General features: G+C 71.1%; 17 protein-coding genes and 1 tRNA gene. 14 read left to right on the top strand and 4 right to left on the bottom strand.

What is annotated here, in order from left to right:
• The 10 genes from QOL99_RS08120 to QOL99_RS08075 all read left to right on the top strand — a co-directional run.
• The coding region (locus QOL99_RS08120; RefSeq protein ID WP_285522884.1) for a hypothetical protein at window positions 1–675 on the top strand (675 nt) is incomplete at its 5' end.
• Complete coding sequence (locus QOL99_RS08115; RefSeq protein WP_285522882.1) at window positions 672–2,861, top strand: secretin N-terminal domain-containing protein; 2,190 nt, start codon at window positions 672–674, stop codon at window positions 2,859–2,861. The genes QOL99_RS08120 and QOL99_RS08115, both read left to right, overlap by 4 nt.
• A 143-nt stretch (window positions 2,862–3,004) precedes the next feature.
• Window positions 3,005–4,153, top strand: coding sequence for a chorismate synthase (gene aroC / locus QOL99_RS08110; protein WP_285522881.1), 1,149 nt, complete (start codon window positions 3,005–3,007; stop codon window positions 4,151–4,153).
• Between the two features lie 119 nt (window positions 4,154–4,272).
• Window positions 4,273–4,902, top strand: coding sequence for a shikimate kinase (locus tag QOL99_RS08105; protein ID WP_407650155.1), 630 nt, complete (start codon window positions 4,273–4,275; stop codon window positions 4,900–4,902).
• Between the two features lie 16 nt (window positions 4,903–4,918).
• Window positions 4,919–5,956: a 3-dehydroquinate synthase gene (gene aroB / locus QOL99_RS08100; protein ID WP_285522877.1), complete on the top strand. Its 1,038-nt coding sequence runs from the start codon at window positions 4,919–4,921 to the stop codon at window positions 5,954–5,956.
• Window positions 5,957–5,972: 16 nt separating this feature from the next.
• On the top strand, window positions 5,973–6,416 hold the full coding sequence (gene aroQ, locus QOL99_RS08095; RefSeq protein WP_285522875.1) for a type II 3-dehydroquinate dehydratase: 444 nt from the start codon (window positions 5,973–5,975) through the stop codon (window positions 6,414–6,416).
• 1 nt (window position 6,417) lies between these two features.
• The gene (locus QOL99_RS08090) at window positions 6,418–6,996 is read left to right on the top strand and encodes a hypothetical protein (protein WP_285522874.1); all 579 of its coding nucleotides are present in this window, start codon (window positions 6,418–6,420) and stop codon (window positions 6,994–6,996) included.
• Between the two features lie 137 nt (window positions 6,997–7,133).
• Complete coding sequence (gene rplM, locus QOL99_RS08085; protein WP_285522873.1) at window positions 7,134–7,559, top strand: 50S ribosomal protein L13; 426 nt, start codon at window positions 7,134–7,136, stop codon at window positions 7,557–7,559.
• On the top strand, window positions 7,559–7,951 hold the full coding sequence (rpsI, locus tag QOL99_RS08080) for a 30S ribosomal protein S9 (RefSeq protein ID WP_285522871.1): 393 nt from the start codon (window positions 7,559–7,561) through the stop codon (window positions 7,949–7,951). The genes rplM and rpsI overlap by 1 nt, the downstream gene beginning before the upstream one ends.
• 76 nt (window positions 7,952–8,027) lie before the next feature.
• Window positions 8,028–9,497: an ATP-binding cassette domain-containing protein gene (locus tag QOL99_RS08075; protein WP_285522869.1), complete on the top strand. Its 1,470-nt coding sequence runs from the start codon at window positions 8,028–8,030 to the stop codon at window positions 9,495–9,497.
• On the opposite strand, the gene QOL99_RS08070 is transcribed toward QOL99_RS08075, so the two are convergent.
• Window positions 9,418–10,242, bottom strand: coding sequence for an HAD hydrolase family protein (locus QOL99_RS08070; protein ID WP_285522867.1), 825 nt, complete (start codon window positions 10,240–10,242; stop codon window positions 9,418–9,420). The genes QOL99_RS08075 and QOL99_RS08070 overlap by 80 nt on opposite strands.
• A gap of 90 nt (window positions 10,243–10,332) precedes the next feature.
• Window positions 10,333–10,830 (bottom strand): 50S ribosomal protein L19, encoded by a 498-nt coding sequence (gene rplS / locus QOL99_RS08065; protein ID WP_285522864.1) that lies wholly within the window; start codon window positions 10,828–10,830, stop codon window positions 10,333–10,335.
• 202 nt (window positions 10,831–11,032) lie between these two features.
• Between rplS and QOL99_RS08060 the strand changes: the two genes are divergently transcribed.
• Window positions 11,033–11,839 carry a hypothetical protein gene (locus tag QOL99_RS08060; protein WP_285522862.1) on the top strand — a complete coding sequence of 269 codons (807 nt, stop codon included), beginning with the start codon at window positions 11,033–11,035 and terminating at the stop codon, window positions 11,837–11,839.
• On the opposite strand, the gene QOL99_RS08055 is transcribed toward QOL99_RS08060, so the two are convergent.
• A complete protein-coding gene (locus tag QOL99_RS08055; RefSeq protein WP_285522861.1) occupies window positions 11,829–12,353 on the bottom strand; it encodes a GNAT family N-acetyltransferase in 525 nt (174 codons plus the stop codon). The genes QOL99_RS08060 and QOL99_RS08055 overlap by 11 nt on opposite strands.
• Window positions 12,354–12,520: 167 nt before the next feature.
• Here QOL99_RS08055 and lipB point away from each other — a divergent pair, with 167 nt between their 5' ends.
• Window positions 12,521–13,234, top strand: a complete 714-nt coding sequence (gene lipB / locus QOL99_RS08050; protein WP_285522860.1) for a lipoyl(octanoyl) transferase LipB — start codon at window positions 12,521–12,523, stop codon at window positions 13,232–13,234.
• Window positions 13,235–13,237: 3 nt separating this feature from the next.
• On the top strand, window positions 13,238–14,254 hold the full coding sequence (gene lipA, locus QOL99_RS08045; protein ID WP_285522858.1) for a lipoyl synthase: 1,017 nt from the start codon (window positions 13,238–13,240) through the stop codon (window positions 14,252–14,254).
• A 230-nt stretch (window positions 14,255–14,484) separates the two neighbouring features.
• Here the strand turns inward: lipA and QOL99_RS08040 are convergent.
• Window positions 14,485–14,561, bottom strand: a tRNA-Ile gene (locus QOL99_RS08040).
• A gap of 149 nt (window positions 14,562–14,710) precedes the next feature.
• Here QOL99_RS08040 and QOL99_RS08035 point away from each other — a divergent pair.
• Window positions 14,711–15,371 (top strand): hypothetical protein (locus tag QOL99_RS08035; RefSeq protein ID WP_285522857.1); only part of this gene is annotated, 661 nt, incomplete at its 3' end.

Raw genomic sequence — 15,371 nt, 5'->3', positions numbered from 1 at the left:
GCGGCCCCGACCCGGCCCTCTGCGGCGGCGGGTGCCCCGGCCATGACCGGAACCGTTCCCCCGGCGCCCCGTCCGGCTCCGGTGGCGGGCGTCAGCGTGCCGCGCGATCCCATCAGCCTGGGAACGGCGGCCGGGACTCCGGCGGCTGGGTCCCTGGCGGCCAGCACTTCTCCGGCCCCCGCGACCGTGCCGAACGTGCCCCAGCCGGTCACCCAGTTCGGGCTGGAGGGCAGCGCGGCCTCGCCGGACAGTCCGCTGGGCACCCTGATCCAGACGCGCGACCTGCACTTCGACGCCGCAGTCCTGGGCCCGGTGAACACCGCGATCTTCCGCTCGAAAGACGGCTACGTGGTCGTCTCGCAGGGGCAGACCCTCCCCGACTCGGACGTGGTCGTGCGCGAGGTCCGCACCTCCGGCGTCACCCTCGAACTCGGCGGTGAGACGCTGGACCTCGGCGAGGAAGCCGGGGCCAGGGACGCCCAGCCGACCGGCCTGACCGACTCCCTGCCCGTGGTGATCGTGAGTCAGCCCGCCGAAGCCTTCGCCGCGTGGGGCGACCTCGCCTTCATTGCCGAGTTCGACCCCGCGCAGACCGATTCCCCGGCAGACCCCCGCCTCGCGCTGGCCCTCGCTGCCCCCACCCCCGACCTTTCCCGCGACCAAGGTGAGCCATGAAGAGATACGCCCTCCTGCTGACCGCCGCGCTCGGCATGGCCGCCGCGCAGCCCTCCGCCCCCGTTCCGGCTGCCCCGCTGACAGGGACCGCCGACCGCCAGCTCTCCGGCGCCGCCGTCACCTTCGACCTGCGGCGGGCGGGCAGCGACCTGACCTCCATGCTGCTGGCTCTCGCCAAGAGCGCCGGATACGAGATCCTGCTGGAACCCGGCGTGGAAGGGGTGTTGCAGGCCAGCAGCGCGGGCGGGACGGGTGCGGCGGCGGGCGGCGCGGTTCCCGCACTGGTGACCTACAGCGTGGTCAACAAGCCCTTCAACGAGGTCTGGCCGCTGGTCCTCGACCTGTACGGCCTGAGCTACGAGACCCTCCAGATCGGCGGCCGACCGGTGCTGCGCGTGACGGCCCGCCCGGTCCAGAAGATCGTGCGCCTGCCAGAGACCCTCAGCGCCCCCCTGGTCGAGCGGCAGCTCAAGCTGTCGTTCGGCACCCTCAAGAGCGTCAGCACCAGCCAGAGCAGCGGCGCCCAGGGCAGCAGCAGCGGAACGACCGAGACGAGCCGGGAGGAGATCGTCCTCGACTCGCCCACCCTGCGGATCATCGCGGAGCCCAGCTCCAACAGCGTGATCGTCCGGGGCACCAACCAGGAGGTCGCGCAGGTCGAGCGCCTGCTCGCGGAGATCGTGGCCGCCCAGCCTGCCAATGTCCGCGCCGCGCCGGTCGAGCCGCCCACCGTGCAGCGCATCTACACCGTCAAGGGCGCCGCCGCTGACGCGACCGCCCTGCTGACCGCCCAGTTTCCCGAACTGCGGGCCACCCCGGTGGGGCAGACCGGCCAGATCGTGATCACCGGGCCGCAAAACCGGCTGGAGGCGGCGCTGACGCTGCTCGGCCAGGTGGACCGCGCTCCCGCCCCCGTCACCCCCACCCCGGCCGAGGCGCCCACCGCCCAGCGCGTCTACGCGGTCAAGGGCCAGCAGGCTGACCTCGTGACGCTGCTGGGGGCCCAGTTCTCCACCCTGAAGGTCACGCCCGTGGGCCAGACCGGGCAACTGGTGATCACCGGGCCGCAGACGCAGCTCGACGCGGCGCTGGCCCTGCTGGGGCAGGTGGACCGCGCCGCGCCCCCCGCCCAGACCGGGCCGCAGATCGTCCAGCGCGTGTTCACCCTGATCAACGCCAGCGCCGAGGAGGTCAAGGCCACCCTGGAAGGCACCCTGGCCCGCGAGGTCACGCCGGTGACGCGCCCGGCCAGCCTGCCCGTCACGACCAACGACGTGAACGGCAATCCGGTGACCCTGCCCGCCCCGGCCCAGGGTGCAGCGGGCGGGGGCCAGAGCACCGCCCAGGCCACGGCCACGGCCGATCTCGTCACCCTGATCGCCGACCGCCGCACCAACACCCTGATCGTGCGCGGCACGCCCTCGCAGGTCGCGCAGGTGGCTGAACTCGTCCCTCAACTCGATCAGGTCGTGCCGCAGATCAACGTGCAGGTCCGCATCCAGGAGATCAACGAGACGGCGGCCCGGACGCTGGGCATGGACTGGAAGGTCAACTTCGGGGGCTTCAACGTCAACGTGGGCGGCAGCGGGCTGGGGGCCACCTTCGACCCGACGCGCTCGCTGGTGGGCTTCAACATCTTCCCGACCCTTCAGGCGCTGGAAACCCAGGGCTTTACCAAGCGTGTCTACGACGGCAACATCTCCATGCAGAGCGGGCAGCGGTCGCTGGGCAACAGCACGACCTCGCAAAACGCGTCCGCGAATGCCGCCGCCTCCATCAAGAGCGGCGGGCGGCTGGAGATCAACATTCCGTCGAACAGCGGCAACATCGAGAAGCAGATCGACTACGGCCTGAATCTCGACTTCTTCGACCCGCAGGTCGCGCCCGACGGCACCATCACCCTGCGGGTGCGCGGGCAGGTCAACAACATCGCCGGGGCGCTGCCCACGACCGAACTGCCCAACCTGCTGAACTTCACCAACTCCGAAGCCCAGAGCACCATCACCTTCAAGAACGGCCAGACGGTCCTGATGAGCGGGCTGCTGGGCACCACCGAGACGCGCTCCACGAACGGCGTACCGCTGCTGAGCAGCATCCCGATTATCGGCGCGGCCTTCAGCCAGCAGCGCACGGACCGCAACCAGACGCAACTCCTGGTCATCATCACCGGAACGGTCGTCAAGTAACTTCCCCCCCCTTCCCACGCGCCCTCCCTCACCGGGGGGCGTGTTTGTTTGGGCAGGGCACGGTGCGGCCCGGCGACCCGGCGCTACAGTCCGGCCATGCCTGCGTCCCAGTCCACCCCCCCCCACCTCGCCCCGGAGCCCCGATGAGGTACCTCACCGCCGGGGAGTCGCACGGGCCGCAACTGACGGCCATCATCGAGGGGCTGCCGTCCCAACTCCCGCTGGGCAAGCCCGACCTCGACCCCTGGCTGCGGCGGCGGCAGGGCGGCTACGGGCGCGGGCGGCGCATGGTGATCGAGACGGATGAGGCCCAGATTCTCAGCGGCGTCCGGGCGGGCCGCACGACGGGCGCCCCCGTCACGCTGGTGATCGAGAACCGCGACCACCGCAACTGGGTGGAGATCATGTCGCCCGAGCCCGGCGGTGAGCCGCGCAAGAAGGCCCTGACCGACGCCCGCCCCGGCCACGCCGACCTGACCGGGGGCATCAAGTACCGCCACAAGGACCTGCGCGACGTGCTGGAACGGGCCAGCGCCCGTGAGACGGCGGCGCGGGTGGCGGTGGGGGCGGTGGCCCTCAAGCTGCTGGGGGAACTCGGGGTGGAGGGCGCGAACTACGTCGCCAGCCTGGGCGGGATCGAGACGCGGCAGCCCTTCTCCTGGGACGCGCTGGAGGCCATCGAAGCGTCTGACCTCCGCACCCCCGACGAGGACGCGGCGGCGCGGATGCGCGAGCGGATCGACGGGGCGAAGCGGGACGGCGACACCCTGGGCGGCATCCTGGAGGTGCGCTTCCGGGGCCTGCCGGTGGGCCTGGGCAGCCATGTCCACTGGGACCGCAAGCTCGACGGCCGCATCGCGCAGGCCTGCCTCAGCGTGCAGGCGATGAAGGGCGTGGAGATCGGGCGGGCCTTCGAGAACGCCACCCGGCCCGGCAGCGGCGTCCACGACCCCATCTACTACCGGGAAGGCACCTACGCCCGCGACAGCAACGGGGCGGGCGGCCTGGAAGCGGGCATGACGAACGGCGAGGAGCTGGTCGTGCGCGTCGCCATGAAGCCCATCGCCACCCTGATGAAGCCGCTCCCGACCGTGAATGTGGTCAGCCACGAGCCCTCGGACGCCGCCCGCGAGCGCAGCGACACGACCGCCGTGCCCGCCGCCGGGGTGATTCTGCAATGCGTGATCGGCTGGGTCCTGGCCGACGCGATGCTGGAGAAGTTCGGCGGCGACACCCTGCCCGAGCTTCAGGAACGGGTCACGGCGGCGCGGGCGTATGCGCGGGGATACTGAGGGACCCTTCCCCCGTTGCCCCGCAGCGCCTCCTTCTCCGAGGTAGAGGAGAAGAAGCTCGTCCCTCCGCCCTTCGGCAGGCCACGGGCGACACGCCACACGCCCAAAGGTTCCCCCATATCCGGAACCGGGGGGCCACTTGCCCTAGACTGCCTTCCATGAACGGGTTCGGCCTGATCGAGCGTCCCGTCACCTGGGTGGCGCTGGCGGGCTTTATGGGCACCGGCAAGAGCCGCGTGGGCTGGGAGCTCTCGCGGGCGCTGGCCCTGCATTTCGTGGACACCGACAAGCTGATCACCCGCGTGGTGGGCAAGAGCATCCCCGAGGTCTTCGAGCAGGAGGGCGAGGGCTACTTCCGCGCCTGCGAGTCGGAGGTCGTCGAGCGCGTGACCCGGCTCGACCACGCCGTCGTCAGCCTGGGCGGCGGCACCTTCATCCACGAGGCGAACCGCCGCAGGCTGCTGGAGCGCGGCCCGGTGGTGGTGCTGTGGGCCAGCCCCGAGACGATCTACCAGCGCACCCGCCACTCCGAGCGGCCCCTCCTGCGGGCGCCCGATCCCCTCTCGCGCATCCGCACGCTGATGGATGAACGCGAGCCGCTCTACCGCCAGGGCACCATCCACGTCCACAGCGACGGCCGCCCCGCCGAGGAGATCGTGGAGGAGGTCGTCGAGCGCCTGTGGGACTGGGCCGACACGGAAGCTGCCTGGGACGGGCCGGAGGCCGTGGCCGAGCGGGCGTCGGACTAGCGTGCAGCCGCTGGAGGTGAAGGTAGGGGGCGAGCAGCCCTACACCGTCACGGTGGGGGCCGGTCTGCTGGCAAGGGTCCGGGTCCCCCAGCGCCACGTCGCCCTGATTCACCCCGCCGACCTGCCCCCCGCTTTCGTGGAGACGGTGCAGGCCGCCCTCTCCCCCACCGTGACCGTGAGCGTTCCCCCGCGCGACGGGTGCAAGACGCTGGCGGTCTATGCGGACGTCCTCTCGCAGCTGGCGGCGGCGAACCTTCCACGTGACGGGGCGGTGGTGGGGCTGGGAGGCGGCGCGGCGACCGACCTCGCGGGCTTCGTGGCGGCCTCGTATCTGCGCGGCGTGGCCTTTTACACCCTGCCGACCACGCTGCTGGGCATGGTGGACGCGGCGGTGGGCGGCAAGACGGGCGTGAACCTGCCGGAAGGCAAGAATCTGGTGGGGGCCTTCTGGCCGCCTCAGGCGGTGTGGTGCGACACGGACACCCTCACGACCCTACCGTCCGAGATCTTCCGCGAGGGCGCCGCCGAGGCGTACAAGCACGGCCTGATCGCCGACCCCAGCCTGCTGCCCCGCGTCCTCTCCCCCGACTTCCGCCCCGGTGATCCCGGGCTGGAGGCCACCCTCGCGGACGCCATCCGGGTCAAGGCCGAGGTGGTCACCCGCGACCCCACCGAGCAGGGCGAGCGTGCCCACCTCAACTTCGGGCACACGCTGGCGCACGCGCTGGAGGCCCACACGCACCATGCCATCCCCCACGGCGAGGCGGTCGGGTACGGGATGCACTACGCGGCGCTCCTGAGTCGGGCGCTCGGCGGCGCGGACCTCACGGCCCATACGCGAGCTTTCCTGCGCTGGCAGCGGCCCACGCCTCTCCCCGACCTGACGTTTGACGACCTCTGGCCCTATATGGCCCGCGACAAAAAGGCCGACGCGGATGGCGTGCGCTTCGTGCTGCTGCATGACCTTGGGCGGCCGTACCTGGGGCGGGTGCCGGGGGCAGTGCTGCGGCGGGAATTCGCGGCGTGGCAGACCGACCTCACCCTTGTGCGCTGACCCGCTACGCTGAGGCATGATTCTCGTCCTGAACGGCCCGAATCTGAACCGCCTCGGCCTGCGCGAGCCGGGTGTGTACGGCACGCAGACGCTCGAAGACCTGGAGCGGCTGTGCGAGGGCTGGGGTGCCGAGCTGGGCACCGCCGTCACCTGCCGCCAGAGCAACTACGAGGGCCAGCTGCTGGAGTGGATTCAGGACGCCGAGGAACACGGCTTTTCGGGCATCGTCCTCAATCCGGGGGCGCTGACGCACTCCTCCTACGCCCTGCGCGACGCCATCGCCGGGCAACGCCTCCCCGTCGTGGAGGTTCACATCTCCAACGTGGATGCCCGCGAGGAGTTCCGGCACCGGTCGGTGACGGCGGCGGTGTGCCGGGGCAAGATCAGCGGGCTGGGGTTCCTGGGCTACCGGCTGGCGATGGAGGCTCTGGTGGAGGGAACGGCAGAGGCAGAGAGCTGAGATGGCGAGCGGCCTGAGCAACAAGCTCACCGGACAGATCGGGGAATTCCTGGTCTGCGCCGAACTGGGGCGGCAACTGGACCTGGTAGCAACGCCCTTCGCCGGAAATGTCCCCATCTTCGACCTGCTGGTGGCCGACGAGGGGTGCCGCTCCATCCCGGTTCAGGTCAAGGCGGCACGGGGTCTGCAGTGGCCCACCCGCGCCGATGCCTGGCTGCATCTGGAAGTCGTCGGGGAGCGTCAGGTAGACCACGGCGACCGGGTGCTGGAGCATCCGGGCCTGATCTACGTCTATGTGGCGATCGCATCCAAAACGCCCGACACGACCGGAGCCCGCGACCGCTTCTTCATCCTGACGCAGCAGGACGTGCAGAACATCATCGGCCCGGCCTACCGCGCTTACATGGACGGCCGCAAGACCCCGTGGCACCGTCCGCGCAACCCAGCCTCGTTCGACGCCCGGCTGGACGCTACCCAGCTGCAGCCCTACGAGAACAACTGGCAACTGGTGCGGCGCCAACTCGAGATGCAGTCCTCGCCCTTGCCCCCCTCGCCCTTGCCCCCCTCGCCCTACCTCTGATACCTTGACCTTTAGTGTTTCGTGCTTGGTAGAGCCGAGACGACCGGGAGGCACCCGGAGGCGCACGTCCGAGCTTTCCCCCCAGGCGGGGCGGGGCGCACTCGCAGCCAAATCCCCCACACTTACGGAGTTTCACGGTGAAAACCTTTGTTCCCAAGAACGACGAGCAGAACTGGGTCGTGGTGGACGCCTCGGGCGTGCCGCTGGGCCGTCTGGCGACCCTGATCGCCAGCCGCATTCGTGGCAAGCACCGCCCCGACTTCACGCCCAACATGATTCAGGGCGACTTCGTGGTCGTGCTCAACGCCGCGCAGGTCGCGCTGACGGGCGGCAAGCTCGACGGCAAGGTCTACACCCGCTACAGCGGCTACCAAGGCGGCCTCAAGACCGAGACGGCCCGTCAGGCGCTGGCCAAGCACCCCGAGCGCGTCATCGAGCACGCGGTGTTCGGCATGCTGCCCAAGGGCCGCCAGGGCCGCGCGATGCACAGCCGCCTGAAGGTCTACGCGGGCGAGACCCACCCCCACGCCGCACAGAAACCCCAAAAGGTCGAGGTTCGCTGATGGCTATTGAACAGTTCTACGGCACGGGCCGCCGCAAGGCCGCCATCGCCCGCGTGTTCCTGCGCCCTGGCGAGGGCAAGATCGTCGTCAACGGCAAGGAGTTCCAGACCTACTTCCGTGGGCTGCTCCGCGCCGTGCACGCCCTGCAGGCGTTCCGCGAAACGGGCACCGCCGGGCGCTACGACGCCTACATCACCGTGACGGGCGGCGGCCCCAGCGGTCAGGCCGACGCGATCAAGCTCGGCATCGCCCGCGCCCTGCTGAAGGTCAACCCCGACTTCCGCGCCCAGATGAAGCCCAAGGGCCTGCTGACCCGCGATCCCCGCGAGGTCGAGCGCAAGAAGTACGGCCTCAAGAAGGCCCGCAAGGCCCCGCAGTTCAGCAAACGCTGAGCCGGACCTGGCCCCCGCGTCCCCCTCCCGGTGTGGAGGGGGATTTTTCCATGCCCGGTCCTCTACACTTCCCGCGATGGAGCCGCCGCTGATCGATCTCCGGGGCGTCACCGTGCGCGTGGGGGACCAGAGGCCGTTGCGGGACGTGACCCTGCGGGTCTGGCCCGGCGAGGCGCTGTTACTGGGCGGCCCCAACGGCGGCGGCAAGACCACGCTGCTGCGGCTGCTCGCGGGCGAGTTCGCCCCGGTGACGGGCGAGCGGGTCTACCGGCTGGGCAGCCAGGAACGGCGCTCGGCGGTGCGGGCGCGGCAGACCCTCTCGGTGGTGGGGCCGGACGCCGAGGCCTTTTACCTCACGCGCGACTGGCTCCAGACCGTGCGGGACGTGCTGCTGGCAGGCTTCGAGGGACACACCCTGCGCCTGTGGACACCCACGCCGGAGGCCGGGGCCCGGCTGACCGAGGTCACCGCGCTGACCGGAATCGCGGACTGGCTGGAGCGCGACTTCCGCACCCTCAGCCACGGGCAGCGGCGCCGGGTGGGGCTGGCGCGGGCGCTGATGCCCCGGCCGGAGGCGCTGCTGCTCGACGAGTTCACCGACGGGCTGAGCACGGGGGCGCGGGAGGAGCTGGGGCGGGTGCTGCGCGAGGTTCACGGCACCGGAGTCGCGGTCGTCCTCGCCACCCACCGCCCCCAGGAAGCCCCCGCCTTGCCCTGGCGGCGGCTGCGGGTGGAGGGCGGGCGGGTGTGGGAGAGAGGGGACGCCAGCCCGGTCCAGCTCTCCCCCACCCCCCTCTTCCGGCCCCCCGGCGAGGGCGACCTCGTGCGGCTGCGGGACGTGGAGGTCGACCGGAACGGGCAGCGGGCGCTGGGGCCGCTCTCGTGGACGTGGCGGGCGGGCGAGCACTGGCTGGTCACGGGGGAGAACGGCAGCGGCAAGAGCACGCTGGCCCGCCTGATCGCCGGAGAACTGCACCCCGCGCTGGGTGGCCGGGTGGAGCGCCCCTGCCTCGCCCGTGACCGGCTGACCGAGCGCCGCCGCACGGTCGGGCTGGTCTCTGCCGAGGTCGGCGTGCGGCAGCGCCGGGGCTGGACAGGACGCGAGGTGATCGGCAGCGCTTGGAGCGGCACCGAGGGCTTCGCGCCCGACCTCACGCCGGAACAGGGGGCGCGGGTGGAGGCCCTGGCGGGGCACCTGGGCGTGACGGACCTGCTGGACCGCCCCGCCGACACGCTCTCGCAGGGGCAACTGCGGCGGCTCCTGCTCGGGCGGGCGGTGGCTCACCGTCCCCGTCTGCTGATCCTCGACGAGGGGCTGGATTTCGTAGATGCCGAGGCCCGCGCCCGGTTCCTGGCCCTGCTGCCCGACCTCGCCCGGGGGGGCACGCACCTGCTGGTCGTCGCCCACCACGGGGCCGACGTGCCGCCGGGGTTGACGCACCACCTGGAATTGTCGGAAGGGCGGGTTACGCGGTCGGAGACGCTCCCCGCTCCAGCCTGTCCGCCAACTCCTCCAGATACGTCCCCAGCGCCTCCGGCCCGCTGACCTGCGCGTGGGCGTGGGGTGCGAGCAGGGGCAGCTTGCCCACCTGCACCGCGTATCCGGCGAGTTCCAGCATCGCCACGTCGTTGTCGCTGTCTCCGAAAACGACCGTGCGCTCCAGTTCGGTCCCCAGCCCCTGGGCGATCAGGGTCAGGGCCGCGCCCTTGTGTGCCCCGGTGGGCGTGACGGTCAGGAACTCGGAATAGGGCGGCTGCGCTCCGGTCAGGACGAGGTGCGGGTGCGACTCGCGCAGCCGGGCGGCGAAATCGGCCACGCCGGGGTGGTAGAAGCCCACCTTCAGGGCGACTCCGGCGGGGGCCTCGGTAAGCGGGCGCACCCCCCGGGCGAGCATCCAGGCTTCGGGCTGGGCCCCCGGGGGAATGTGGGCGTACAGGCCCTGCGGCGTGAACACCACCACCCGGGCGTCCTCCAGCTCGTGCGCGAGCACGGCGTCGAGTTCGGCCTCGCTGAAGCGGGCTTCGCGGTGCAGCGCCCCGTTCAGCTCCACGCGCCCGCCATTGTTGGTCGCCACGGCGTCGGGCCGCGCGGCCTCCAGCACGGGACCGGGAGCCGCGTCGCGTCCGGTGATGATCGCCACCCGCACCCCCAGCCCCCGCAGCCGCGCGAGCGCCGCCGCCGTGGGCGCGGGTACCTCGCGGCCCATCTCGGGAATCAGGGTGCCGTCGAGGTCGAAGGCGAGCAGCAGCGGCAGCTCGTGGGGCCGGGGGCGTTCGGGCGGGCGCGTCACGGGCAAGAGGCTAGCAGGCGGGAGCGCGGGGCAACGCGAAACCGCCCACCCCCAGCGAGGGAGGCGGGCGGCCCGGCACAGAAGCGGGGCTTACTCGCCCAGCGTCTCGACGGGGGTGAAGTCGCTTCCCGCGTCGGTGGCCGTCTCGGCGGGGGCAGCCTGGGCAGCCTGAGCCGCAGCCTTGGCCTGCTGGTTGCGGGCGGCGTCCTTCATCACGCGGCTGCGGTCGCTCTTGATGCGGGCGGCCTTGCCGCGCAGTTCGCGCAGGTAGTACAGCTTGGCGCGGCGGACCTTGCCGCGCTCCAGCACCGTCACCTTGGCGAGCAGCGGGCTGCTGAACGGAAAGACGCGCTCGACACCCTCGCCGAAGGAGATCTTGCGCACCGTGAAGCTCTTGCGGCTGCCCGTGCCGTTGATGGCGATAACCACGCCTTCAAAAGCCTGGTTGCGGGTGCGGTTGCCTTCGACGACCTTCGTCTCCACGCGCACGGTGTCACCGGGCTGGAACTCGGGGTGGTTCGTCTTGATGTGCTCCTGCTCGACTGAGCGCAGGATCGCGCCCCGGTTGACCTTGACCTGACTCTGCATGTGTACCACTCCTTTGGCCAGCGGACCGTCCCACTTCCCAGCACACCGGCACGGGCAGAGACGTTCTTGGTCTGTACGCTCCCGCGTCGCGCGGGGCTGAACCTGCGAAGTATACGCGCCGGGGCGAGCACACCTCAAGGGCCGGGGTGCCCTCTATAACCCAGGTCACGGTGAAGGCTTGATGAATGCTTATTCTGGCGCGGTGAATGATTTGCCGGACGCCAGAGAAAACGCCCTCGCCGGAGCGCAGCAGGCCGTGGGACGTCAGCGGCGGCGACTTGCCGAGGTGCGGGCCCGCGAGCACGTCGGCGCGGCGGGCTGGGCGCAGACCAGCACCCTGGAGCAGATTATCCGTGCGGGCCAGGAGGGCCTGGCCGCCACCGACGCGCTGCGGCAGGTCGTGAAGGTGACCACCGAGCAGCTGCGGAGCCTGCCGATGGCGGCGGCAGAACAGCAGCGCCAGGAGCACGCGCAGGCCCTTGCCCGGATCGTGGCGAGCGGCGAGGAACAGAGCACGGCGGCGGCGAGCCTCGATGGACTGGTCTGTCAGGCCCTCGAGGACGTGGCCCGCACCCCCATGAGCGAGGTCAGCGTGCGAACCCTGCGCCAGATTCACGACCGCGTGCAGGCCCAGCTGGGGGCGCTGAGCACCATCATCGAGGCGGCCCGCGCCCAGGCCAACACGCTGGAGCAGGTCGCGCGGCTGGAGCGCGTCAGCGCCGAGCACCAGGCCCGGGTCGAGGCGATCCAGGCCCTGAGCGCCGACCACGAGACCCAGATGCTGGCCGAGGTGGGCGAGCAGATCGTGGAGCGCATCGGCGAACTCGACGAGGCGGGGGGCAAGCAGCTGGTGGCCCTGCAGCGCGTCGCGGAGGCCGCCCTCAGTCAGGTGGCCGAGACAGGCACCTTGCCGGAGCAGCAGGCCGAGATGCTGCAGACACTGGCCAAGACCGCCCAGCAGCAGGCCGAGGCCCTCCAGCCGGACGGCGACGCCCCCGCTACAGGGTGATCCAGTAGCGCCGCAGGGGGCTGGGGTGGTCCGGCACCCTCCCCTCGAACTCCAGCACGCCGCCGTTCGCCTCGATCACCCGCCTCGAGCCAGGGTTGTCCACGTCGCAGGTCACCAGCACCCGCGTGAGCCCCAGCTCGCGTGCCCGCTCCAGCGCCAGCCGCAGGGCGAGGGTGGCGTACCCCTGCCGCCGCGCCGAGGGCCGCACCTCGTAGCCGATGTGCCCGCCGAATTCGCGCAGGCGCTGGTTCAGGGTGTGGCGAATGGAGACGCGGCCCAGGTACCTGTCTCCCTCCACCAGCCAGAGCGGCTCGGAGTGGACATAGCCTTCCGGCAGCTCGCGGCCCGGCTCGAAGCGGCGCAGCGACTCCAGAAAGGCGGGGAAGTCGGCTTCCAGCGCGGCCACATCCCAGGACAGGGTGTCGCCCAGGCCGCTGCCTTCCTCCTGCGCCTCGCGCACGGCGGCCAGAAAGCTGTCCTTGTACCTCTCCGATGGGGGAACGAGTTCGGGCATGGGGCAGAGGCTAGCGGTCCCGGCCCCTTTCCCGCCTCCGCTGCCCGGCCTAGTGCCCCTGCCCTCCAGCCGGGCTCAGGGCACTGACCATCCAGACTGGACAATTGGGCAGCGGATTGCGCCCCCCGCACCGGAAACCGGGGACCCCGGCGCGTACAATCGGGCGCGTGAGAGAGGCGGCATTTGACACGGTGGACCTGGGGCGGCTGGGCTACCGCGAGGCGTGGGACGTCCAGCATGGGGTCCACGCGCAGGTCGCGGCGGGCGGGCGGCCCCAGCTGCTGCTGGTGGAGCACCCGCCCGTGCTGACGCTGGGCCGCAAGGCGCGGGAGGGCGGCAACATCGTCGTGACACGCGAATACCTCGCCGCGCAGGGCATCGAGGTGCTGGAGATCGAGCGCGGCGGCGACGTGACCTACCACGGCCCCGGTCAGCTCGTGGCCTACGCGGTCTTTCCGCTGGGGCGCCGGGTGGCCGACTTCCTGCGGCTGCTGGAGGGGGCCACCATCACGGCGCTGAACGACCTGGGCCTGCCCGGCGCCCGCCCTAACCCCGGCTACGCGGGCGTGTACATGGAGCCGCGCGAGGTTAACGGCCGCGTCTACGAGCAGAAGATCGCCTCCTTCGGGGTGGCGGTGCAGCGCGGGGTGGCCCTGCACGGGCTGGCGCTCAACGTCACGACCAACCTGGGGCATTTCGACCTGATCGTGCCCTGCGGCCTCACCGATACCCACATGACCAGCGTGGCGCACGAGTACGAGCGGCGCGGGCTGGACCGCGTGGCCGACATGGACGCGGCGCGGGCGGCCCTCACGCGGGCCTTTCACACCACCTTCGAGACCTACGACTGGACGTTGCCCACGGCGGCGGCGGGAGGCTGAGACATGACCCAGCAGGGCAAGGCAGGGCAGGACAAGACGGTGCAGGAGAGAGAAGTCAAGTTCATCAAGAACGGCATCTACCGCAAGGACTCGGTGCCGGTGCGCGAGAAGAAGCCCGAGTGGCTCAAGGTGACCATCCCGACCGGGCAGGTCTTCGGCGAGGTCCGCAAGATCGTCAAGGAACACCGCCTGCACACGGTCTGCGAGGAGGCGATGTGCCCCAACATCGGGGAGTGCTGGAGCCGGGGCACGGCCACCTTCATGCTGATGGGGCACGTCTGCACGCGGGCCTGCCGCTTCTGCGCGGTGGACACCGGCAACCCGATGGGCAAGCTCGACCTCGACGAGCCCGCGCAGGTCGCCGACTCGGTGCGGCTGATGGGTCTGAAATACGTCGTGCTGACCTCGGTGGACCGTGACGACCTGCCCGACGGCGGCGCGTACCACTTCGCCAAGACGGTGCAGGCGATCAAGCGGCTCAACCCGGAGACGCGGGTGGAGGCCCTGACGCCCGACTTTGGCGGCAACCCGCACTGCGTGGATCTCGTGCTGGAGAGCGGCGTGGACACCTACGCGCAGAACCTCGAGACCGTGCGCCGCCTGACCCACCCGGTGCGCGACATCCGCGCGAGCTATGAGCGCACGCTGGGCGTCTTGCAACACGCCAAAGAGAGCCGCCCCGACGTGATCACCAAGACCTCGATCATGCTGGGCCTGGGCGAGACGCGGGAGGAACTGCGGGAGGCGATGGCCGACTGCCGCGCCGCCGGAGTGGACGTGCTGACCTTCGGGCAGTACCTGCGCCCGACCATGCACCACCTCCCCGTCGAGCGTTACGTCTCCCCCGCCGAGTTCGACGAGATCCGCGAGGAGGCGATGGCCATGGGCTTCCTGGAGGTCGTGTCCGGGCCGCTGGTGCGCTCCTCGTACAAGGCCGAACAGATCGTGATGGACAAGCCGGGGAACCTGCCCGAGCATCTGGCGCATCTGGACGCGGGAAGTGAACTCAGCCTGATCTGATACGGACTCCGATGGAATCGCCTACGAAGTGATTCCATCCGAGCGGATGCGAGAAGGAGAAAGGGCGGGTTCTGGGAGATGGATTTCCTTCCGGTGGTCTCCCGGAAGGAAAGGAATTGGACGGCAGTCCGTATGAGGCGCATGAGGAAGGCGGGGGCCTTTTGCGCTGGCCCCCGCCCTCTTGTCTTGGGCCAAAGCAAAAAGACACGGGGCGAATCCCGTGTCTCCTCTGGTACGGAAGGGCGGACTTGAACCGCCGACCTCACGCTTATCAGGCGTGCGCTCTAACCAGCTGAGCTACTCCCGTTCACTCGCTGCCCGCGCTGCGGACAAGCGGGAGTCAATCTAGCAGCGGCCGGGCGGGGTGTCAACGGCTCCCCGCCGCGCCCATGCCCCCGCCGGGGGTACGCCCGGTGTCAGGTTGCCGTGAGAGGGGGCGTGGTCCCCTGCGGGCGTATGCGTGCCCGTCTGCTGCCCGTACCCGACCCGGCGTTTCGTCTGGGCCGCGACGGGGACCATGCCCGCGGTCAGACGGAGGAGGCCCGCCGCACCGCCTACCAGTGGGCGCTGCCGCTGGCGCTGCTGGCCGTCACAGTGGGAACCGCGCTGGCCTGGCCGCTGACCGTGGCGCAGGCGGCGCTGTGGGGGGGGCTGGGGGCCGTGCTGGCCGTGGCCCTGGTGCTCTCGGCCCTGCCGCGCTGCCCGGTGGGGGTGCTCGACCGGCTGCTGCTGCTGGGAGGCTGGACGTTCCTGCTGGGACGGCTGGGGCTGGGGCTGTTCGCGCCGCAACTCGTGGGGATTGGCCCGGAACTGCTGGGGCTGCTGCTGCCCTGGTTCGTGCTGGGGCTGCTGGCACCGGGATGGCTGCTGGACCATGCCCTGGGGCGCTGGGTGGCGCGGGGAGCCCTGGGGATCACCGGGGCGCTGGGAGCGCTCTACGCCGCCCAGGTCGTGGCGGGCACGGGCGAGGGAGGGCTGATTCTGGCCCTGCTCGCGCAACTCGTGCTGGTGGGCGGTCTGGCGCTGCTGGGGCAGGAGGCCACGCTGGCCCGCTCCGGGGCGCTGGGGGGGCCCTGGGCCGACCTGCCCCCCGCCGAACGCGACCCGCTGACGGACC

The sequence above is a fragment of the Deinococcus rhizophilus genome (assembly GCF_030271215.1).
In the GTDB taxonomy this organism is placed as follows: domain Bacteria; phylum Deinococcota; class Deinococci; order Deinococcales; family Deinococcaceae; genus Deinococcus; species Deinococcus rhizophilus.
The sequence above is the reverse complement of the archived record's forward strand: the minus strand, read 5'-3'. Positions and strand labels throughout refer to the sequence as shown.